Below are 20748 nucleotides of genomic sequence, written 5' to 3' on the forward strand. Positions count from 1 at the left end.
GGGTGCTCGCTCGCTCACGCGGACAGCCAGCGTCGGACACAGGCGATCAGGTCGTGCGCGTCCACGGGCTTGGTGACGTAGTCGCTCGCCCCCGACGCCAGCGACTTCTCCCGGTCACCGGGCATCGCCTTCGCGGTGACGGCGATGATCGGCAGATCGGCGTACCGGGGCAGCTTGCGGATCTCCGCCGTGGCCGTGTAGCCGTCCATCTCCGGCATCATCACATCCATCAGCACCAGTGCGATGCCGGGGTTGCCGAGCAGGGTGTCGATGCCCTTGCGCCCGTTCTCCGCGTGCAGCACCTGGAAGCCGTACATCTCCAGGATCCCGCTGAGCGCGAAGAGGTTGCGCGCGTCGTCGTCGACGACCAGGACCGTACGGCCCCGGAAACCGGCGTCGACGGGCGGCGCGAGGTCATGGGGCTCCTCGGGCCGTACGAGGGAGAGCACATCCCCGGGTTCCTCGGCCGACAGGTGCAGGACGATGCGTTCGCGCAGTTCGTCCAGGCCGGAGAGGAACTCCACGGACCCGTCGTCCCGGTACCGGCGCAGCAGCTCGCCCGAGCCCGCGTCGGCGCGGTGGCCGCCGTGCACGAGCACGGGCACACCCGTCAGCCCCGAGTCGCTGCGCAGCGCCGTCAGGAACCGGTCCGCCTCGCCCTCGGGCATGTCGAGGTCCAGGACGACGCAGTGGCAGGGCCTGGCCGCCAGCGCGCCCGCCGCCTCCTGCGCCCCCACCGCGGTGATGACGTCCACCGCGGGCAGCGCGGTGCCGTCGTCCGCGCCGAGCCGGGACAGATCCGCGACCACACTCTCGGCGACCAGGGTCAGCAGCCCGCGGGAACGCTCCTCGACGACGAGCAGCCGCCGCGGGTGCTGCCGGGCCGGACCGGCCGCCTGCACGGTTCCGGCCACCGGCCCGGCGACGGCGGCCGGTGCGTCCGGCGCCTGCTCGACGGGGCGGCCGCCGCCCGGCAGCCGCTCGAAGTCGGGACGGGCCACCGGCAGGAAGAGCGTGAAGGTGGTGCCCCGGCCCGGCGTGCTGTCCACCACCACGGCACCGCCCAGGAGATGGGCGATCTCGCGGGTGATGGACAGGCCCAGACCGGTGCCGCCGTACTTGCGGCTCGTGGTGCCGTCCGCCTGCTGGAAGGCACCGAAGATCGACTCCAGATGCTGCTCCGAGATGCCGATGCCGGTGTCCTTGACCCGGAAGGCCACGACGGCGCCGCCCCGTACGACACCCTCGGGCACCTCGTCGTCCGTGGCGGACTCGATGGCCAGCTCCACGCTGCCCTGCTCGGTGAACTTCACCGCGTTGGACAGCAGGTTGCGCAGGATCTGCCGCAGCCGGGAGTCGTCGGTGAGCAGGTCCGCGGGCGTACCGGCCGCGGTGCTGACGTCGAACTCCAGGCCCTTCTGCGTGGTCATGGGCCGGAACGTGGCTTCCACGTACTCGATGAGCCGGTCCAGCGGCACCCGCTCGGGAGTGACGTCCATCTTGCCCGCCTCGACCTTCGACAGGTCGAGGATGTCGTTGATGAGTTGCAGCAGGTCGCTGCCGGCCGAGTGGATGATTCCCGCGTACTCGACCTGCTTCGGGGTGAGGTTGCGCGAGGGGTTCTGCGCCAGCAACTGGGCGAGGATGAGCAGGCTGTTGAGCGGGGTGCGCAGCTCGTGGCTCATGTTCGCCAGGAACTCCGACTTGTACTTCGAGGCCAGCGACAACTGCTGAGCCCGTGCCTCCAGTTCCCGCCGCGCCTGTTCGATCTGGAGGTTCTTCGCCTCGATGTCGCGGTTCTGGTCCGCCAGCAGCGACGCCTTGTCCTCCAGCTCGGCGTTGGAGCGCTGTAGTTCGTCCTGCTGGGACTGCAACTCGGCGGAGCGGGCCTGGAGTTCGGCCGTCAGCCGCTGGGACTCCTCCAGCAGCTCGTCGGTACGGGCGTTCGCCACGATCGTGTTGACGTTGACACCGAGGGCCTCGCGCAGCTGTTCCAGGAAGTCCTGGTGGACCGGGGTGAACGCGGTGAGCGACGCCAGCTCGATGACCCCGAGGACCTGGTCCTCGAACAGGATCGGCAGCAGGATCAGCGCACGCGGAACGGCCTGGCCCAGCCCGGAGGAGATGGTGACGTACCCCGGGGGCAGGTCGCCGACGGCGATGGTACGGCGGCTGTGGGCGGCCTGGCCGACCAGCGAGCGGCCGAAGGCGAAGCGGGTGGGCCGGACGTCGTCCTCGGCCCGGCCGTAGGAGCCGACCAGCCGCAGCTCGGGGCCGCGCGCCCCGTCCTCGGCGAGGTAGAAGGCGCCGTACTGGGCCGACACCAGCGGCGTCAGCTCCTCCATGATCAGCTCTGCCACCACCGGCAGGTCCCGGTGCCCCTGGAGCAGGGAGGAGATCCGCGCCACATTGGTCTTCAGCCAGTCCTGTTCCTGGTTGGCCCGGGTGGTCTCGCGCAAGGACTCCACCATGGAGTTGATGTTGTCCTTGAGCTCGGCGACCTCGCCGGACGCCTCCACGGTGATGGACCGGGTCAGATCGCCCTCGGCGACGGCGCTGGCCACGGCGCCGATCGCCCGCACCTGGCGGGTCAGGTTGCCCGCCAGCTCGTTGACGTTCTCCGTCAGCCGCTTCCAGGTCCCGGAGACGCCCTCCACCTCGGCCTGGCCGCCGAGGCGGCCCTCGGTGCCGACCTCGCGGGCGACGCGGGTGACCTCGTCGGCGAAGGCGGACAGCTGGTCGACCATCGTGTTGATGGTCGTCTTCAGCTCCAGGATCTCGCCGCGCGCGTCGACGTCGATCTTCTTCGACAGATCGCCCCGGGCCACCGCGGTCGTCACCAGCGCGATGTTGCGCACCTGTCCGGTCAGGTTGTCCGCCATGGAGTTGACGTTGTCGGTGAGGTCCTTCCACGTACCCGCCACGTTCGGCACATGGGCCTGGCCGCCGAGGCGGCCCTCGGTGCCGACCTCGCGGGCGACGCGGGTGACCTCGTCGGCGAACGCGGAGAGCGTGTCGACCATGGTGTTGATCACGTCGGCCAGGGCCGCGATCTCGCCCTCGGCCTCCACCGTGATCTTGCGGGACAGATCGCCCCGGGCCACGGCGGCGGCGACCTGCGCGATGGAGCGCACCTGCCCGGTCAGGTTCGACGCCATCACGTTGACGTTGTCGGTGAGGTCCTTCCAGGTGCCCGAGACTCCCTTGACGTCGGCCTGGCCGCCGAGGCGGCCCTCGGTGCCGACCTCGCGGGCGACGCGGGTGACTTCGTCGGCGAACGCGGACAGCTGGTCGACCATCGTGTTCATGGTGGTCTTCAGTTCCAGGATCTCGCCCCGGGCATCGACCGTGATCTTCTGCGAGAGGTCGCCCTTGGCGACGGCGGTCGCCACATGGGCGACGTTGCGGACCTGGTTGGTCAGGTTGCCCGCCATCGAGTTCACCGAGTCGGTGAGGTCACGCCAGGTGCCCTTGACGCCCTTGACGTCGGCCTGGCCGCCGAGGCGGCCCTCGGTGCCGACCTCGCGGGCGACGCGGGTGACTTCGTCGGCGAACGCGGACAGCTGGTCGACCATCGTGTTGATGGTGCTCTTCAGCTCCAGGATCTCGCCCCGGGCGTCCACGGTGATCTTCTGCGAGAGGTCGCCCTTGGCCACCGCCGTGGTCACCTGGGCGACGTTGCGGACCTGGCTGGTCAGGTTGCCCGCCATGAAGTTCACGGAGTCGGTCAGGTCCCGCCACACACCGGCGACCCCGGGCACCTTCGCCTGGCCGCCGAGGCGGCCCTCGGTGCCGACCTCGCGGGCGACGCGGGTGACTTCGTCGGCGAACGCGGACAGCTGGTCGACCATCGTGTTGACGGTGTTCTTCAGCTGAAGGATCTCGCCGCGCGCCGGGACGTCGATCTTCTGCGACAGGTCGCCCTTGGCGACCGCGGTCGCCACCTGGGCGATGTCCCGGACCTGCGTGGTCAGATTGCCCGCCATGGCGTTGACGGAGTCCGTGAGGACGGCCCAGGTCCCGGACACCCCGGGCACCTCCGCCTGTCCGCCCAGCGTCCCCTCGGTACCCACCTCCCGGGCCACCCGGGTGACTTCGGAGGTGAACACGGACAGCTGATCGACCATGCCGTTGAACACGGTCGCGATGTCGCCCATGAGACCGGCGGCGTCCTCAGGCAGCCGGGTGCCGAAGTCACCGTCCCGTACGGCCGTCAGACCCGCCAGCAGCTGCCGCAGCTCCCGTGCGTCCGGCACGGCCTCGACAACCTTGGTCCCCTCGCTGGTCATGCGCACCCTCGTCCCGCTCGTCCGTGCCCGAAATCCCCTTGGCCACGCACGCACGGATCACTCACGTGAACCCCCGAGGGTGTGTTCACGCAAGGCCGGTTCAGCAGAAGGGCAGCCCCCAGCGCTGCGGACACTCCGCGCGACGTGTCGGCTTCCCGGCGGGTCCGGGGGACCTGCCGCGAAACCCGGGCTTCCGCTGCCTGAAAGTCCCGGTGCTGCTCCGTGAGAGCAACGCGACTCCGTAGCTTAGACCAGAGACCCGGGCACCCGACCGGCCAGATCCCCCGGAGTCACCCGGCGGAGCGGCGGCCCGAGCCCCCGGGCGCTGCGGCGACGCTCAGTGGTCCAGGGCGTCGGGGAGGGTGGGGTGGCAGCCGATGACTTCGTCGATGCCGACGATCTGCAAGGTGCGCAGCACCGTGGGGGAGGGGGCGGCCAGGCGCAGCCACCCTCCCGCCGCCGTGGCGGCCTGGTGGCCGTTGAGGAGCAGGTTGATGCCGCTGGAGTCCATGAACGTGACCTGCCGCATGTCGACCGCGACGCGGGAAGGGCCGGGGGCGTCCAGGGCCCGGCGGAGCGTCTCGCCGGTGTCGTGGTCGATCTCCCCGGCCAGGGTCAGGACCCGGACGTCGTCGCAGGTGGTGGCGGTGACCGACAGCCCGACCGGCTGGGGCGCCTGGGCGGCGGCTCGGGCGTCTGTCGTGTGTCCTTCGGCCATGCGGGTGATACTGGCACACCGCGGCCTCGCCCGGCAGTACCGCCCCGCACGGCGCGGGCGGGCCGACGGGGTGCGGGGCGTGCTCCGCACGAGCGGGGGTATGCGCGCGGGACGGGATCCGGGCAGTGAGGACGGCAGCAGTGGTGACAGCGCCGGTGGGCGAGGACGGCAGCACGCCGGGCGGACAGGACATACGGACCACGGCCGCGTTGGACGGGGACGGCCCCGGCATCGCCCGCGCCCGCGGGCTGGCAGTCGAGTTCCTCACCCGGGCGCGGGCCGAGCACGGTCTGCCAGTCTCGCGGCGGGCGATGGATCTGACGCAGCTGGTGGTGAGCGAGCTGGTCACCAACGCCCGCAAGTACGCCCCCGGTCCGGCCGTGCTGGACCTGCGCATCACCGGCGACCTGGTCGAGATCGCGGTGTGGGACCACGATCCGGTGCTGCCCGTCGCCCGCGCCGCGGACGCCGGCCGTGTCGGGCAGCACGGCCTGGAGATCGTGAGGGCCGTCGCCCAGGAGTTCGCGGTGCGGCGCGAGCCGGTCGGCAAGTGCGTCACGGCCCGCCTCGCCCTCGCCGACGACGCCGGCGAGGACCCCCCGGGGCACCGGCACCTGTGAGCAGGTCTCGGGCCGGGGCAACGTCGGTCCGAGTGCCTGCCGCGGGGAACGTGGGCCGCCGGCCGGGTCAGAGAACGGGGACGCAGATCTCGCAGAGGTGCTGGGCGAGCATGGCGGGCCGATAGCGTTCGAGGACAGGGCGTGCGGTGTCGACGGTGAGGGACCGGGCGGCAAGGCCGTCGAACAGACCGGCCCAGGCGTGTGCGAGGCCCTCGGCGGTGTGCGCGGTGGTGAGCACCGCGTGGCGGCCACCGGCGATACGACCGGCCCGGACCTCGGGGTGACGGACCTCGGTGTCGTCGGGCAGTACGAGGCAGGTGTCGTAACGGCAGTCGCCGGGCGGAGTGCGGGCGGGGTCGTCGCGGGCGATGCCCAGGACGGCGGAGTCGGCCCCCAGCAGGCCGTTCGCCGCGGCCCAGGACTTCAGCCTTTCCATCTGCATTCCGTTCGCCTCCCCATAGGGGCCTGTTCGTCGCAGAAAGGCGATACGGAATTCTGGTATTTCTTCCACCGTGAACACGGTCTCCTCCTCTTTTCGAGCGGATTCGAGACCACGGTATCAAGGTATAAAATTCACCCTCGGTGGTTTGTAAAAGAAAAGAAGAGCCGGGCGTATTCAGCGCAGCAGGAGACCGATGGCGACCTTCAGCCGTTCGAGATAGAACTCCGGTGCCGCGGCCTGGTGCTTCAGGCCGGTCGATGTGCTGATCAGCGTCTGGGCGATCTGCCGGGCCGTCACCCGTCCCGTCTCGGCAGCGATCGCGCCGGTGACCAGGTGCTCGAAGCGCCGCGGCGTGGTCACGGCGATCTCCCCCAGCAGACCGGGGTTGTCCTCGATGACCACCGCCACATCGCGGGCCAGCGGGCCGATGTAGCGGCCGGCCCAGTGGTCGAACGCATCGAGGAGGCGCTCTCCGAGGGGGCGGCCGGTGTCGCTCAGAACGTGCTCGACCGCTGCGATGTCGCGTTCCAGAGCCTGGGTGACGGCGGCACGGAACAGGCTCTCCTTCGAGGAGAAGAGGAAGTAGAGCCCGGGTCGGGAGATGTCCGCCGCCCGCGCCACCTCCTCCATCGACGTCTTCCGGTAACCGAATCGGGCGAACGTGGCCATGGCGGAGTCCAGCACCATGGTCCGGCGGTCGGTGCCGACGACTGCGTCCGGCGAGTCGCCGGCGGCGGGACGGGTCATGGACCGACCCTACGAGCCGAAGTCGAACTATACAAACCAAGCCCAGTACGTATAGTCGGCGCCATGACTGCTCGCGAACCCGTCTCCACGCCCTTCACCGCCGCCGACACCGCGGACGAGGTACTGCGGGGCGTCGACCTCACCGGTGTCCGCGCGATCGTGACGGGAGCCTCCTCCGGAATCGGGATCGAGACGGCGCGCGCGTTGACCTCCGCCGGGGCGGAGGTGACGCTAGCTGTCCGGAACACGACGGCGGGGGACGCCGTCGCCGCGACGATCGAGAGGTCGACCGGGGGGATACGCCCCCGGGTCGTCCGGCTCGATCTGGCCGACAGGGCCGTCGTCACGCGGTTCACCGGCGCGTGGGACGGCCCGCTGCACCTGCTGATCAACAACGCCGGCCTGGTCACCGGTGGGCTCGAACGCACAGCCGAGGGCTGGGAACTGCAATTCGCGACGAACCATCTCGGCCACTTCGCCCTCGCCACCGGCCTCCACGACGCCCTGGCCCTCGGAGCGGCCGACCGCGACGGAGCGCGGATCGTCTCGGTCAGCTCGACGGCGCACATGCGCGCCGGGATCGACTTCGACGACCTCCACTTCGAGCGGCGCGACTACGATCCGCAGATCGCCTACGCCCAGTCGAAGACGGCGAACTCCCTCTTCGCCGTCGAGGCGACCCGGTTGTGGGCATCCGACGGCATCGTCGCCAACGCGGTGAATCCCGGCGGTGTCGCGACGGGGCTGCAACGCAACTTCACCGCACGGCAGAAGGAGTCCCTCGACGCGGCCGAGGCCGCCGGAGTCTTCACCTACAAGACGGTCGAACAGGGGGCGGCCACCAGCATGGTCGCCGCCGTCGCCCCGGAGTTCGCGCGCTCCGGAGGCCACTACCTCGACGACGGGCGGGAGGCCTGCACCGTGACGAACGACGCCGACCTCGCACAGCACCCGCACGGGGTCAAGGAATGGGCGCTCGATCCCGCCACCGCCGAGCACCTCTGGACGGTCTCGGCCGATCTGCTCCGCCGCTGACCCCCGACCTCCCGACGCCACGGCAAGCGCCACCACCGGCTTCCCGGCCGGTCACCGCCTCCGTGAGGAACAGTCAGACACCCTCAGGATCCAGGTCGTCCAACAATCGCGGGCCGGACGGCGTCCATCCGAACCGCTGCCGCGTGCGCGCGCTCGACGCCGGCTTGTCCACGGTGGCGAGATGCCCGAGGAACCCGAGCGCGTCTGCCTCCACGGACCGCACGGGGACGTTCAGCGCCCGTCCGATCGCCGTCGCCGTGTCCAGCAGGGTGACGCCCTCCTCGTGCACGGCGTGCAGCACGCTGCCCGCGGGAGCTTCCTCCACGGCGATCCGGAAGAGCCGGGCGGTGTCGCGGACATGGACGGCGGGCCAGCGGGCGGAACCGTCTCCCACGTAGCCGGACACACCGCCTCGCCGGGCCAGGTCGAACAGCGCGCCCGCGAACCCTCCGCGCCCGCCCGCGGCGTGGACGGTGTGCGGCAGCCGTACGACGGCGGAACGCACACCCCGCGCCGCCAGGCCGAGCACGGCGCGCGCGTTGTGGGCGCGCCCCGCCAGGGGACCGGTGTCCTGCGGGTCGTCGTCCTCCGTGGCGGCCCTGCCGGGGACGGCCGGGACGGTGGCGGCGGCGACGAACGGCTTCCCCGTTCCGGCCAGTACCGCACCGATCGCGTCGATCGCGGCACGGTCGGTGCGTACGGCCTTGCCGAAGTCGCCGAAGTCGTGGACGAAGGCGAGGTGCACGACACCGGCGGCCGCGCGGGCGCCGGTACGCAGCGCGCCGAGATCGGCGAGGTCACCGCGGAGCACCTCCGCTCCCGCGGCACCGATCGCGGCCGCGGCCGCGTCCGTACGGGCCAGACCGAGGACCTGATGGCCCGCCGAGAGCAGTTCGGGGACGACGGCCGACCCGACGAATCCGGACGCGCCGGTGACGAAGAGCTTCATGCCACTCCCTCAAAGTCCCAGCAGGCGGCGGGCGTTGCCCGAGCCGATCGTGTCCTTCTCGGCCTGTGTGAGGGAAGTGCCCTCAAGGGCGGCGACGGCGGCGCTCGTCCGCTCGTACGGGTAGTCGACCGCGAACAGGACGGCGTCCGCGCCGAGCACCCTCACCAGTGCCTCAACGGCGGCGGGGGAGAGCACACCGCTGGTCGTGACCAGCACGTTCTCGCCGAAGTACGCCGACGGGGGGCGGCGCAGCGGGTGCGGGTGGGTGAGAGTGGCGTAGCGCGAGTCGAACCGGGAGAGCTGGAACGGCAGGAACTCTCCCGCATGGCCGAGGATCATCCGCGCGTTCGGATGGCGGTCGAAGACACCGGAGAGGACCACGCGCAGGGCGTGCCCGCCGGTCGTCGCCTGCCAGCTCCACAGCGCGCCGTCCATCTCCGGGTGCCCCGTGAGCACATGCCACGAGTCGGCCGGTGGCATCCCCGGGTGCAGGTACAGCGGTACGCCGAGGTCGGCCAGTGCGGCCCAGACCGCGTCGAACGACGGATCGTCGAGGTACTTCCCCTGCACATGGTCGTTGACGAGGACGCCCTTGAACCCGAACTCGCTCACCGCACGGCGTAGTTCGAGGACAGCCGCGGCCGGATCCTGGAGCGGGAGCGCCGCGAAGGCCGCGAACCGGTCCGGGTGCGCCGCCACGATCTCGGCGAGGGAGTCGTTGACGTAGCGGGCGTTCTCCACCGCCCGGACCGGGTCCGGATCGGCCTCGATGCCCGGCACGGTCAGCGACAGCACCTGCATGGCGACGCCGTTGGCATCCATGTCCGGCAGCCGCAGCTCCGTGACGTCCGGGAGCCGCGCGGTCATGTCGGCGTAGAACTCCGGGGCGACGTTGTCCGGCACGGGGAACGGCGGGCGCCGCTCGGCGAGTCCGGGGAAGGCGATCGCCTCCTCGACAGCGATGTAGCCGCCCATCAGAGGCTCGCCACCGGCGCGAGGCCCCGTTCTTCGTGCGCTGCCCCGGTCTTCTGCACTGCGATGCGCATGACGTCCCTTTCGTCGGTGCACACTTGTCGACCACATGACTGAACAAGTGTTGGCGATTTAAGTGAACGTCTGTTGGTTATGGATGTCAAGCGACGGCGCTCTGGGCGGTCACCTCACGTCAGGCGGGACGGGGGAGGTTGTCCACCATCATTCCGAGGGTGAACTCGAACCGGTCGTGTCCGGTTCCGGAGGTCAGCTGGGCGGCATGGCGCCGGGTCTGCGGGAACGTGTCGGCGGGCAACGCGGTGAACCGGCGGATCAACTCCTCGCGGTCCAGGACCCACTCCTGGTCCGGGTCTTCGCGCCGCTGCTGGACCAGCGACTGCTCCAGGGCGTACGCGCTGACGTAGAGGGACAGGGCGTCGAGCGCCCAGGCGGCGGTCTGCGCCTCGATCCCGCCGGTGAGCAGGATCGCCAGCAGCCCTTCCCTGACCCGCAGTGCGGAGAGGTTGGTCGGGACCATGCCCAGCGCGGCCCGGGAGACTCCGGGGTACTTCAGGTACTGGTCGCGGATCTGCCGGTACACGTCGAGCACTTGCTCGCGCCATGTGGCCCGGTCCGGTTCCGGCAGCGCGATCTCGGAGCAGAGCCGGCCGACGAGCAGGTCGTCGATGTCCTCTTTGCTGACGATGTGCGCGTACAGCGACGACGGCCCGGTGCCGAGGACCGCGGCGACCCGGCGGATGGTCAGTGCGTCGTAGCCCTCGGTGGCCACGACCTGGAGGGCGGCGTCGGTGATCCGGTCGACCGTGATGGGCTTCTTGCGCGGGGGTGCCACCGGGGGCTGCCCCGCGGGCTGGGCGTGGCGGGCTGCTCGGCGCTGCCGGGGATCGGAGGGCATGCCCGCCACTATAGCTTGACACGATCAATGTTCGCCTCATAGAACTTAGATCGTTCCTTGACGAACTAAGTTCGTCTCCATGTCCGGCCGGGCTGCGCCTGCTCAGCTCCGCAGCAGCGTGCGCACGGTCCGTTCCTTCAGGAGGTTGTGATGCGTGTTTCCGTGATCGGGGCCGGTCTGGGAGGTCTCTGCCTGGCGCAGGGCCTGTACGGCGCCGGGATCGGCGTCGACGTGTACGAGCGGGACCCGGCGATCACCGCGCGATTCCAGGGGTACCGGCTCGTGCTGGACCCGGTCGGATTCGAGGCGCTGCGCAGTTGTCTGCCGAGGCGTTGGCATCCGCTGCTGGACGCCGTCGTCAGTGACGCCTGCGCCGAGCGACTGGTCCTGGACGCCCAGCTGAACACGATCGGCGAACTCGGCCCCGCCAGGAGCGGGACCGTGGTGGACCGGCAGGTCCTGAGGCATCTGCTGCTGACCGGACTGCCTGTGCACACCGGGGCCGCGCTGACCGGCTACGACGTGCTGGACAACGGCAGGGCCGAGGCCCGGTTCGCGCACCGTGATCCGGCAACCGCTGATCTGCTCGTAGGGGCGGACGGGGTCGGCTCCGCGGTGCGCCGGGTGCTGTCGCCGCGGACCACCCCGGCTGACACCGGCGTCCGGTTCGTCATCGGCCGTACGCCGCTGACGGAGCAGTTCGCCGGCCTGTCCCGGGCCTACGGCGGGAAGATCGTCGGGGGCGGAGCGAGCCTGCTGCTCGGGGCGATGCGCTTCCCCGTTCCGCCCAAGGAGGCGGCCGAGGAACTGGCACCCGAGGTGACGCTCCCCGACATCCGTGACTACGTGCGCTGGGCCATGATCCTGCCGCCGAACGGCTCTCTCGGCACCTCGACGGCACAGGAGGCCGCGCTGTCCAGGATGGAAGGCTGGCACCCGGACCTCCAGGCGCTCATCGAACAGGCCGACCCTGACAACAGCACCCTGCTGTCCATCCGGGTGGTCGCACCGGGCGAGCGCTGGGCACCCGGTCCGGTCACCCTGCTCGGCGACGCCGTCCACGCCACCTCTCCGACCGGCGGCAACGGCGCGAACACCGCCCTGCGCGACGCCGCCCTGCTGGGCCGCTGCCTGATCGAGGCCGCCGAGGGCCGTCAGGACCTCCTCACCGCGGTCGACACCTACGAGCGGCAGATGTTCGAGTACGGCGGCGAGGCCGTGCGCCACAGCCTCGCCGCGCTGCCCGCCTACGTCCCGGACGCGGAACGATCCGAGTCGGCATAGGAGGCCAGGGGAGGACGTCTCAACTGCCCGCTCGGCGGCAGCAGACGGGGGCGCAGGCGGCGACACCGGCCGCACCGTCCCCTGCCCCGCCCCCGCGCCACCCCGCTCCCGCTCAGCCCGCCGAAGTGTCCCGTACCGCCGCGCCTGCCCCGGCGAGGGCTCGCTGTCTGAGACCGCCACCGAACAACTGCACCGCGGTGGCGGTCAGGACGTCATCCCTGCCGATGGTCCGCCCGTCCCCGGTACGGTCGGCCGGGTTCCGGAGGGAATCCTCGCGGACGGCCCCGGCCGCGTCCCGCGCGAGTTCCGTCAGGAACACGCTCGCGATGCCGTCCAGGTCGCGGACCATCGCCGGGACGGCCGTCACCCCCCGGCTCCGCAGCAGCTTCCTGGTCCCGGCCTCGAACCTGTGGGCGCCGGCCACAGCACCGGACCTGCGCGCCCCGCGGCGCCGACGAGAAGGTACGACGACACCCTGGGCGTCGTACAGGACACCGGTCAGACCCCGGAACGTCGGGCTGTGGTCGTACCACTCGGTGCCCACCTCAAGCTCGACGTTCCGGTCGATCGCCGCGAGAAGGTCCCCCGGAACCAGCCTCTTCCGGTCCTGCTCCGCCGCCGCGCTCCGCGCGCCGTCGATGATCTCCGTCAGCACTGTCCCCGTCACCGACGCGGCGGCCCGCGCGGCCGACCGGGAGACGTGCATCGGCGTCACGTCCCTGAACACCGCTTTGACGAGAGGTGACTTGAACGGCGAGACATCCGTCCCGAAGGTGATCTCGCTTCTCATGAGAGGTCCGCCGCGGGGCCGGTGCCGACGGCCTCGGACGAGCTCCCCGGAGCGAGGCGACCCGTGGGAACGGCGGTCTCGGCCGAGAGTTTGAGGAAGTCGGCGGCGTCGGACGCGTCCTGGAACCACGGATGGCCGAGGGTGCCCTGCCCGTCGACGACCTCCACGTACTGGACCGGGCCGTCGGCCGTGCTCGCGTAGTCGACCGGGCCACCCGGCTCGGGGGTGAAGGAGAGTCGCTCGTCGAACCACGGATTGCTCGATCGTCCGTCACTCATGGTGAATTTCAGCCGTCCGTTCCTGCTGCTGGTGCTCTTGCAGCGCGTCGACGTTACCGCGCGCTCGATGTGGTTGCCGCGTCGGCCATGTCCCCTGAAGCGGCCCGCCGCCCCGTCGGCTGGTACGTGTGTCCCGAGTACGAGTAAGGGTGAGACGGCGGCGCCGGTGCGCAGTGGTGGGACGACGACCCTGATGCGTGGTGCTGGGACGACGGCCCCGGCGCGGGGTGGTGGCCGCCACCGTGGTGCGCGCCGGGCTGGCCGGTCTTCTCGGCGGCCTCCATGGTCTTCGCCTCCGCGAGCTCCTTTTCCGTGAACTTCCGCCCCTCAAGCTTCCACGGTGAGTTCTGGACATCTGCTCCATGGCTAAGCCCTCAGACGTTCCGGCCGCCGTATTTCTTGGCGTCCGCCGAATGGTCGAACACCAGCGACTCGTCCCCGTTGTTGCCCGCCACGGGGCCCGCTGCACAGCCGGCTTCCGCGTCGCCGCCGCGTTGCCCGCCGCGCGCTGGAGAAAGCGCATGGCGTCGGACGTCCGCTCCTTGCGTTCGCGTATTGCGGTCCTCGGGAGAGTTCGGCCGGTGCCGGGGCGTCGTCCCGGGACCGGATGCGGCGCTTCCATGCCACTTCCTGCTACGCCCGGCGTCCAGGTACGCCGGGGCAACCATCGGGGCAGTCCTGTGGAAACCCCGTCCGCCGTTCGGCAGAGATACGGCGCAGAGATACGGCGCAGAGATGCGACGCAGGGATGTGGCGCAGGGATGTGGCGCTGAGATGCGGCAGCGCTGTCGTACCCGCTGTGTACGGTGGCTCAGACGTACAGGCATACGGGCGAGGCGCGCAGGCAGGAAGAGGGGGCGGGGGTATGACACGCACGGTCATCACCGACACGGTGTTTCCGCACGAGAAGCTGACCGGCTCACCGCGCTCACTGGGCGGTGCCGAACTCGTCCGCTGCACCTTCCAGGGCGGAAGCCTGGTCCAGTACGAGGACCCGGAGTTCGGGCTGAGCGTGCACGACCTCTCCCTGCGCGACTGCCGGGCCGGCGGTGTGCTGCACGGCGTGCGGTTCAGCGACGTCTCCGTGCACAACCTCGCTTCCGGAGACCGGGTGTCGCCGTTCGCCTGCGTCTTCCGGCACGTCACCCTCTCCGGACGTATCCCGCGACTGATGACGCGACCGGCCCACTCGTCCCTCCCGGCGGAGGTCCAGGAAGCCTTCCGGGACGGCGCGGAGCGCTTCTACGCCTCGGTCGACTGGGCGCTGGACATCTCCGCCGCGAAGTTCTCCGACGCCGAGTTCTCCGGCGTCCCGGGGCATCTCGTCCGCCGCGATCCGAAGACCCAGTTCCTCCTCCACCGGGATCGGGCCGAGGCGGCGGACGCCGAGGGCTTCTCCTCCCGCGCGCGCTCCTACCTCGCCAAGGCCCGTACCTCCCCCTACCCGACGCTGGTGGTCGTGGCTCCGACCCGCTCGAAGTACTTCAAGGACATGCTCCAGGACCTGGAGAGCCTGCGGGCCGCGGGAATCGCCGAGTAGCGAACGCGCCCGGAGCCCGCTCACCCACCGGCGCCCCCAGCGCTGCGAGCACGGCTCTCTGACCCGTCAACAGCTCATCGGAAGCGGCGAGTTGCACGATGCTGCCCTCTACACTCACCCCGGTCGCACACTGGCACAGGCGCATGGCGAGGGACTGCATGACATACGCCTTCCGGGCACCGACGGGCGAGGTGGAGGCGGAGGCCGGGCTGTTCCTGTGGCGGGTGGAGCACGGGACCCCGCTCTTCCTGGGCCGGTAGCAGCAGGCGAAGCTCCGGCCGAGGACGGCGGCGGGGCAGCCGAGAGGAACGCCGGTCGGGACGTCCGGTCCACCCCTCGGCCACCACCTTCCCGGTCCGCCTCCGTAGGTCTCCGGCCCCGAGAGGCCGGAGTGTTCCCGGGCTACTGCTTCTTGAAGGAGCGGATCTGGTAGCTGCCCTGGAGGTTGCCGCCGTGGCCGGCGGCCGTCGAGCCGACCCGCGCGTGATAGTTGGTCTGGGTGTAGTACTGGACGCGGTGGCCGGTGCCGTTCCACAACGACAGCACCTTCTTGCCGCTGCGGATGAAGGAGCACGCGTCGGCGGTGTTCGCGACCTTCTCCGCCGTCCACTGACAGCGGCTGCCGCCACCGTCCCAGCCGCTGTAGATGCAGAAGTGTCCCGGGTCGCAGTGATAGGACGCGGCGGAGACGACCGCCGCCGGGGCGGCCGAAACGGCGGCGGTGGCGGCGGGGGCGGTGCCGAGGGCTGCCGCGAAGGCGAGCGAGGCGAGGGCGATCGGAGTGACACGGCGCATGAGAGTCGTTCCCTTTCCACTGGTCTTCCACTGGTTCCACCGTGGTCTTCCTCGGACCACGACCGTCAGTCTCATGCGCCGGGAACAGCAGCCGACAGGGCGTGCGGGCAGGCGCGTGAGGCGCCTAACGCGGCCACCGGTACCATCCCTCCCTCGGGTGAGCCGGGGCCTCCGGCGGAGTCCGGGGCATGGCGCCGTACACGACCGCCGCACACGGCGCGCCGAGCCCGCAAGCTGTCCGTGCCCACACGCCGTCCGTGCCCACACGCCGTCCGGGCCCGGACGCCGTCGGGAACCGCTCAGGTGTGCGGCGAGGCGGGATGATCACACTCGACGGGCCGATAAACGCATTCAGCCGATTGTCACTGCTTCGAGGTAAGCGTCTCGTCTCCGTGGTGAAGGCGGCCAGTTCGGTGGCTAGCTTTGTGCGGGCGGTCGGAACCCCGCTGTTCCTGCCCCGAGTTGCCCGCTCTTCCCATGTCTCCCGGTCGGCGCAGCCGTCTGCGCCGGGCGTCCCGTCGTGCAAGGAGATAGCCCCTCGATGTCCGTCGACAGCACCCCGGAAGCTACGACCACCGCGCCGCAGCAGTCTCTGGGCACCGCCGCCGCCCGCAACCTCGCCACGATCACCAAGTCCGCGCCGCAGATGCAGGAGATCACCTCCCGCTGGCTGCTGCGGATGCTGCCCTGGGTCGAAGCCCGAGGCAGTACCTACCGCGTCAACCGACGGCTGCGGCACACCCTCGGCGACGGACGCATCGAGTTCGTCCAGGAGGGTGCCACCGTCCGTGTCATCCCGGGGGAACTCGGCGAACTGGCCCTGCTGCGCGGGTTCGACGACACGGACGTCCTGACCGCCCTCGCCGGGCGCTGCGCGCAGCGGGACTTCACGGCGGGCGAGGTCCTCGCCGAGCGCGGCAGACCCGCGGACCGGATCCACCTGATCGCCCACGGCCGGCTGAGCCAGACCTCGGCGGGCGAGTACGGCGGCGAGGTCGGCATCGGGGTCCTCGCGGACGGCGGCCACTTCGGCGACAACGCCTTGCTGGATCCCGGCGCCACACACGACTGCACGGTCACCGCCGAGACGTCCGGCGTCCTCCTCACCCTCTCCCGCGCCGACTTCGACGCCGTCCTGGCCGACGCGCCGCATCTCCAGGCCCATGTCGCCGATTTCCGCTCCCGCTCACGGGAGCGGCAGAACAAGCACGGCGAGGCCGAGATCGCCCTGTCGGCCGGTCACGTGGGCGAGGCGGAACTGCCCGGCACCTTCGTCGACTACGAAGCGAAGCCGCGCGAGTACGAGCTCTCCGTCGCGCAGACCGTTCTGCGGATCCACACCCGCGTATCCGACCTCTACAACGGTCCGATGAACCAGAGCGAGGAACAACTCAGGCTCACCGTCGAAGCCCTGCGGGAACGCCAGGAACACGAACTCGTCAACAACCGCGAGTTCGGACTGCTGCACAACGCCGACTTCAAGCAGCGCATCCAGCCCCGCTCCGGCCCGCCGACCCCGGACGACATGGACGAGCTCCTCTGCCGTCGGCGCGGCACGAAGTTCTTCCTCGCCCATCCCAGGACGATCGCCGCCATCGGACGGGGCTTCAGCGCCTGCGGCCTCTACCCCGACCACGTCGACCTCGGCGGGCAGTCCGTCCCCGCCTGGCGCGGCGTCCCCATCCTGCCCTGCAACAAGATCCCGATCAGCAAGGAGCAGACCAGCTCCATCATCGCGATGCGGACCGGCGAAGAGAACCAGGGGGTCATCGGGCTGCGGCAGACGGGACTGCCGGACGAGTACGAACCGGGCCTGTCCGTACGGTTCATGGGCATCAACGAACAGGCGATCACCTCCTACCTCGTCAGCGCCTACTACTCCGCCGCGGTCCTCGTGCCCGACGCCCTGGGCGTGATGGAGAACGTGCGGATCGCACCCGGGGCACGCCGGGACCCCTGAGCAGGACCACGCCTGACACGCCGCACGCACAACGCGGCGCCCATCTCGCCGCAGCAAGGAGCCGCCGATGCCCGAAGCCGTGCCCGACGCCCCCGCCCCGGCGGTCCCGGACCCTCCGGCCACGCCGTCCGCGCCCGACTTCCTGACCGCACTGCATCCGCCGGTCGGAATCCCCCACCCGTCACCCGCCCCGGCCGACGGGGAGGCCACCGGCACGACCACCGGCACGACCACGGCCGGCTCCTCCCTCCAGCGGATCCTGCGCGGCCCGACCGGACCGGGCACGGCCTCGCTCTTCCTGGCCGGTGGGCACGAACCTCCGCTCCCCGCGCCGCCGGTCCCGGCCACCGCCGCTCCCGCCGCCGGGCGGGCCGTTCCCGGTCTCTACCACCACCCCGTCCCGGAGCCCGACCCGGCGCGCGTCGAGGAGGTGAGCCGCCGCATCAAACACTGGGCCGAGGAAGAGGTCCAGCTCTATCCCGAGGAGTGGGAGGCCCAGTTCGACGGCTTCTCCGTCGGCCGCTACATGGTCGGCTGCCACCCCGACGCCCCGACCGTCGACCACCTGATGCTGGCGACGCGGCTGATGGTCGCGGAGAACGCGGTGGACGACTGCTATTGCGAGGACCACGGCGGATCGCCCGTCGGCCTCGGCGGCCGTCTGCTCCTCGCGCACACCGCGATCGACCCGTTCCACAGCACCGCGGAGTACACCCCGGAGTGGCAGGAGTCGCTCGGCTCGGACGCCCCGCGGCGCGCCTACCGCAGCGCGATGGACTACTTCGTCCGCGCGGCGACACCCTCCCAGACGGACCGCTACCGGCACGACATGGCCCGACTCCACATGGGCTATCTCGCCGAGGCCGCCTGGGCACAGACCGACCACCTCCCGCAGGTGTGGGAGTACCTGGCGATGCGGCAGTTCAACAACTTCCGGCCGTGCCCCACGATCACCGACACCGTCGGCGGTTACGAGCTGCCCGCTGACCTGCACGCCCGGCCGGACATGCAGCGGGTCATCGCGCTCGCCGGCAACGCGACCACCATCGTCAACGACCTCTACTCGTACACCAAGGAACTCGACAGCCCCGGCCGGCACCTGAACCTGCCGGTGGTGATCGCCGAACGCGAGCGACTGAGCGAGCGCGACGCCTACCTGAAGGCCATCGAGGTCCACAACGAGCTCCAGCACGCCTTCGAGGCGGCCGCGGCCGACCTCGCGGAGGCGTGTCCCCTGCCGGCCGTGCTGCGTTTCCTCAAGGGCGTGGCCGCCTGGGTGGACGGCAACCACGACTGGCACCGCACCAACACCTACCGCTACAGCCTGCCCGATTTCTGGTGAGAAATGGATATCTCTGTGACGACCGAAACGACCCCCACCGCCACCGCGAAGATCCCGGCCCCGGCGACGCCCTACCAGGAGGACATCGCCCGCTACTGGAACAACGAGGCGCGGCCGGTCAACCTCCGCCTCGGTGACGTGGACGGCCTCTACCACCACCACTACGGCATCGGCGCCGTGGACCAGGCCGCGCTGGGCGACCCGGCGCACAGCGAGTACGAGAAGAAGCTCATCGCGGAGCTCCACCGGCTGGAGTCGGCACAGGCGGAGTTCCTTCTGGACCACCTCGGCCCGGTCGGTCCCGACGACACCCTCGTCGACGCCGGCTGCGGCCGGGGCGGCTCCATGGTCATGGCCCACCGGCGCTTCGGCTGCACGGTGGAAGGAGTGACCCTGTCCGCCACCCAGGCCGACTTCGGCAACAGGCGCGCGAGGGAACTGCGCATCGGGGACCATGTCCGCTCCCGGGTGTGCAACATGCTCGACACACCTTTCGACAAGGGAAGCGTCACGGCCTCGTGGAACAACGAGTCCACCATGTACGTCGACCTCTACGACCTGTTCGCCGAGCACTCCCGCTTCCTGAAGGTGGGCGGCCGCTACGTGACGATCACCGGGTGCTGGAACCCCCGCTACGGCCAGCCGTCGAAGGCGGTCTCCCAGATCAACGCCCACTTCGAGTGCAACATCCACTCCCGCCGTGAGTACCTGCGCGCCATGGCCGACAACCGGCTCGTACCGCAGACCGTCATCGACCTCACCCCGGACACTCTGCCCTACTGGGAGCTGCGGGCCACGTCGTCGCTGGTCACCGGCATCGAGAAGGCGTTCATCGAGTCCTACCGCGACGGCTCCTTCCAGTACGTCCTGATCGCGGCCGACCGCGTGTGAGCCCGGTCCACCGCCTCCCGGAACTCCTTCCGGGCTGAAGCAGGTGCCGCCCGCTGCCCGCCGGGCAGCGGCGCAGGCACCGGCGGCCACGCCCGGACCGGCGCCCGGACGTGCCGGAGACCAGCGATCGGAGCCGTCACCCGCCGCACCCTCCTCCACCGCCGCACCCGCTGCCGCACCCGCCGCCTCCGCCGCAACTGCTGCCCCCTCCGGACGAGGACGACGACGAGGACGAAGAGGACCGGGAGAAGAAGCCGGAGCCGAAGAGGGACGAACCGGTTGTCGGGTCGGAGATGTTGATCCAGCCTGTCGTGGCGGCGGCGAGTACCGCGACCGGTACCTTCGGGCCGTCGCCTGTCGGCCCCCAGCGCACCGGGTGACCCGACCTCCCGGAGTTGCGTACCGCGGACCAGCCCGCGGGGGTGATCCGGGGCGGCGTGCAGAGGAGGACCGCCGCCACCACCAAGGAGACCAGCAGGAAGAGCACCAGCCAGCCCACCGGACGCCCCAGACGGACGCCGTTCACCATCCGGGCGACGCCGACCCCGATCAGCACCAGCATCGGCAGCCCCGCCGACCGCCCGGCCAGTCGGCGGGTGCGGCCGGGCAGCAGACCGAGCCTGCGCGCGCCGCCTCCGGCCCGGCGGATCTCCGGCAGGCGCAGAGCGGCCTCGCGCATCCGCGCCGCCGTGGTGATCCCCTGGCTCCGCGCGGACTCCAGGACGGCCCGCTGCACCGGTTCACCGGGGACGCTGCCGGAGTACGTGAGGGTGCCGTCCTGGGACGTACGCAGATGGCCGCCCTGGACGAGGGCGCGGACGGCGGTGCTCACCACCTGGCGGGGCCCGCCGACGACCCGGGCGATGCTGTACACGTCGGGTACGGAGGCAGTGTCCGTGGCGGGGTAGAAGCTGCGGGCCGCTCGCCGTACGGCCAGGCCGAGCAGCACGGCGACCGCGAAGCCCGCGGCGTACAGACCGAGGAACTCAGGGCCGGTGAAACCCCAGGGGTCGTTCATCACTGCCTCCCCATGAACGAAGTCGACGCCCTGTCAGGCGAGGTGATGTGGTCGATGGCGTCGAACACGACGTCGGCGGGCGTCCGATCGGTTCCCGCGCCGGGTGCCGGGTGCCGGGTGCCGGGTGCCGGGGTGCCGGGGTGCCGGGTGCCGGGGTGCGGT

Annotated in this window: 18 protein-coding genes; 7 read left to right on the forward strand and 11 right to left on the reverse strand. The window is 70.9% G+C overall.

Annotation, left to right across the window (positions count from 1 at the left end; translation table 11 throughout):
- Positions 1–14 precede the first annotated feature (14 nt).
- Both B086_RS0118075 and B086_RS40230 read right to left on the reverse strand, forming a co-directional pair.
- Positions 15–4289: a HAMP domain-containing protein gene (locus B086_RS0118075; RefSeq protein ID WP_018567841.1), complete on the reverse strand. Its 4275-nt coding sequence runs from the start codon at positions 4287–4289 to the stop codon at positions 15–17.
- 337 nt (positions 4290–4626) lie between these two features.
- Positions 4627–5007 carry an STAS domain-containing protein gene (locus B086_RS40230; protein ID WP_018567842.1) on the reverse strand — a complete coding sequence of 127 codons (381 nt, stop codon included), beginning with the start codon at positions 5005–5007 and terminating at the stop codon, positions 4627–4629.
- Between the two features lie 140 nt (positions 5008–5147).
- Between B086_RS40230 and B086_RS0118085 the strand changes: the two genes are divergently transcribed.
- Positions 5148–5627 carry an ATP-binding protein gene (locus tag B086_RS0118085; RefSeq protein ID WP_018567843.1) on the forward strand — a complete coding sequence of 160 codons (480 nt, stop codon included), beginning with the start codon at positions 5148–5150 and terminating at the stop codon, positions 5625–5627.
- Between the two features lie 67 nt (positions 5628–5694).
- Here B086_RS0118085 and B086_RS0118090 read toward each other — a convergent pair whose 3' ends face one another.
- Together B086_RS0118090 and B086_RS0118095 are read right to left on the reverse strand one after the other, a co-directional pair.
- Positions 5695–6147 carry an AraC family transcriptional regulator gene (locus B086_RS0118090; RefSeq protein WP_018567844.1) on the reverse strand — a complete coding sequence of 151 codons (453 nt, stop codon included), beginning with the start codon at positions 6145–6147 and terminating at the stop codon, positions 5695–5697.
- Between the two features lie 96 nt (positions 6148–6243).
- Positions 6244–6816, reverse strand: coding sequence for a TetR/AcrR family transcriptional regulator (locus B086_RS0118095; RefSeq protein WP_018567845.1), 573 nt, complete (start codon positions 6814–6816; stop codon positions 6244–6246).
- A 63-nt stretch (positions 6817–6879) separates the two neighbouring features.
- Here B086_RS0118095 and B086_RS0118100 point away from each other — a divergent pair, with 63 nt between their 5' ends.
- Positions 6880–7851 (forward strand): SDR family NAD(P)-dependent oxidoreductase, encoded by a 972-nt coding sequence (locus B086_RS0118100; protein ID WP_018567846.1) that lies wholly within the window; start codon positions 6880–6882, stop codon positions 7849–7851.
- Between the two features lie 73 nt (positions 7852–7924).
- Here the strand turns inward: B086_RS0118100 and B086_RS0118105 are convergent, their stop codons facing one another.
- The 3 genes from B086_RS0118105 to B086_RS0118115 form a co-directional block, all read right to left on the reverse strand.
- Positions 7925–8800: an SDR family oxidoreductase gene (locus B086_RS0118105; RefSeq protein WP_018567847.1), complete on the reverse strand. Its 876-nt coding sequence runs from the start codon at positions 8798–8800 to the stop codon at positions 7925–7927.
- Between the two features lie 9 nt (positions 8801–8809).
- Positions 8810–9775 (reverse strand): amidohydrolase family protein, encoded by a 966-nt coding sequence (locus tag B086_RS0118110; protein ID WP_018567848.1) that lies wholly within the window; start codon positions 9773–9775, stop codon positions 8810–8812.
- 190 nt (positions 9776–9965) lie between these two features.
- Positions 9966–10688, reverse strand: coding sequence for a TetR/AcrR family transcriptional regulator (locus tag B086_RS0118115; protein ID WP_078509848.1), 723 nt, complete (start codon positions 10686–10688; stop codon positions 9966–9968).
- Positions 10689–10838: 150 nt separating this feature from the next.
- Between B086_RS0118115 and B086_RS0118120 the strand changes: the two genes are divergently transcribed.
- On the forward strand, positions 10839–11972 hold the full coding sequence (locus B086_RS0118120) for an FAD-dependent oxidoreductase (RefSeq protein ID WP_018567850.1): 1134 nt from the start codon (positions 10839–10841) through the stop codon (positions 11970–11972).
- 112 nt (positions 11973–12084) lie between these two features.
- Here the strand turns inward: B086_RS0118120 and B086_RS0118125 are convergent, their stop codons facing one another.
- Positions 12085–12762, reverse strand: a complete 678-nt coding sequence (locus B086_RS0118125) for a hypothetical protein (protein ID WP_018567851.1) — start codon at positions 12760–12762, stop codon at positions 12085–12087.
- Positions 12759–13040, reverse strand: coding sequence for a hypothetical protein (locus tag B086_RS41975; protein WP_018567852.1), 282 nt, complete (start codon positions 13038–13040; stop codon positions 12759–12761). Before B086_RS41975 ends, B086_RS0118125 begins: the two co-directional genes overlap by 4 nt.
- 865 nt (positions 13041–13905) lie before the next feature.
- On the opposite strand from B086_RS41975, the gene B086_RS41980 reads away from it, so the two are divergent.
- Positions 13906–14580, forward strand: a complete 675-nt coding sequence (locus tag B086_RS41980; protein ID WP_018567854.1) for a hypothetical protein — start codon at positions 13906–13908, stop codon at positions 14578–14580.
- 402 nt (positions 14581–14982) lie between these two features.
- Here the strand turns inward: B086_RS41980 and B086_RS0118150 are convergent, their stop codons facing one another.
- Positions 14983–15375, reverse strand: coding sequence for a peptidase inhibitor family I36 protein (locus B086_RS0118150; protein WP_018567856.1), 393 nt, complete (start codon positions 15373–15375; stop codon positions 14983–14985).
- Between the two features lie 541 nt (positions 15376–15916).
- Between B086_RS0118150 and B086_RS0118155 the strand changes: the two genes are divergently transcribed.
- The 3 genes from B086_RS0118155 to B086_RS0118165 all read left to right on the forward strand — a co-directional run bounded on the left by B086_RS0118155 (position 15917) and on the right by B086_RS0118165 (position 19568).
- A complete protein-coding gene (locus tag B086_RS0118155; protein ID WP_018567857.1) occupies positions 15917–17335 on the forward strand; it encodes a family 2B encapsulin nanocompartment shell protein in 1419 nt (472 codons plus the stop codon).
- Positions 17336–17402: 67 nt separating this feature from the next.
- Positions 17403–18677, forward strand: coding sequence for a family 2 encapsulin nanocompartment cargo protein terpene cyclase (locus B086_RS0118160; protein ID WP_018567858.1), 1275 nt, complete (start codon positions 17403–17405; stop codon positions 18675–18677).
- Between the two features lie 15 nt (positions 18678–18692).
- Complete coding sequence (locus B086_RS0118165) at positions 18693–19568, forward strand: geranyl diphosphate 2-C-methyltransferase (RefSeq protein WP_018567859.1); 876 nt, start codon at positions 18693–18695, stop codon at positions 19566–19568.
- A 136-nt stretch (positions 19569–19704) separates the two neighbouring features.
- Here the strand turns inward: B086_RS0118165 and B086_RS41985 are convergent, their stop codons facing one another.
- Positions 19705–20586 (reverse strand): TIGR04222 domain-containing membrane protein, encoded by an 882-nt coding sequence (locus B086_RS41985; protein WP_018567860.1) that lies wholly within the window; start codon positions 20584–20586, stop codon positions 19705–19707.
- Positions 20587–20748: the final 162 nt, after the last annotated feature.

Source organism: Streptomyces sp. PsTaAH-124 (assembly GCF_000373685.1).
In the GTDB taxonomy this organism is placed as follows: Bacteria; Actinomycetota; Actinomycetes; order Streptomycetales; family Streptomycetaceae; genus Streptomyces; species Streptomyces andamanensis.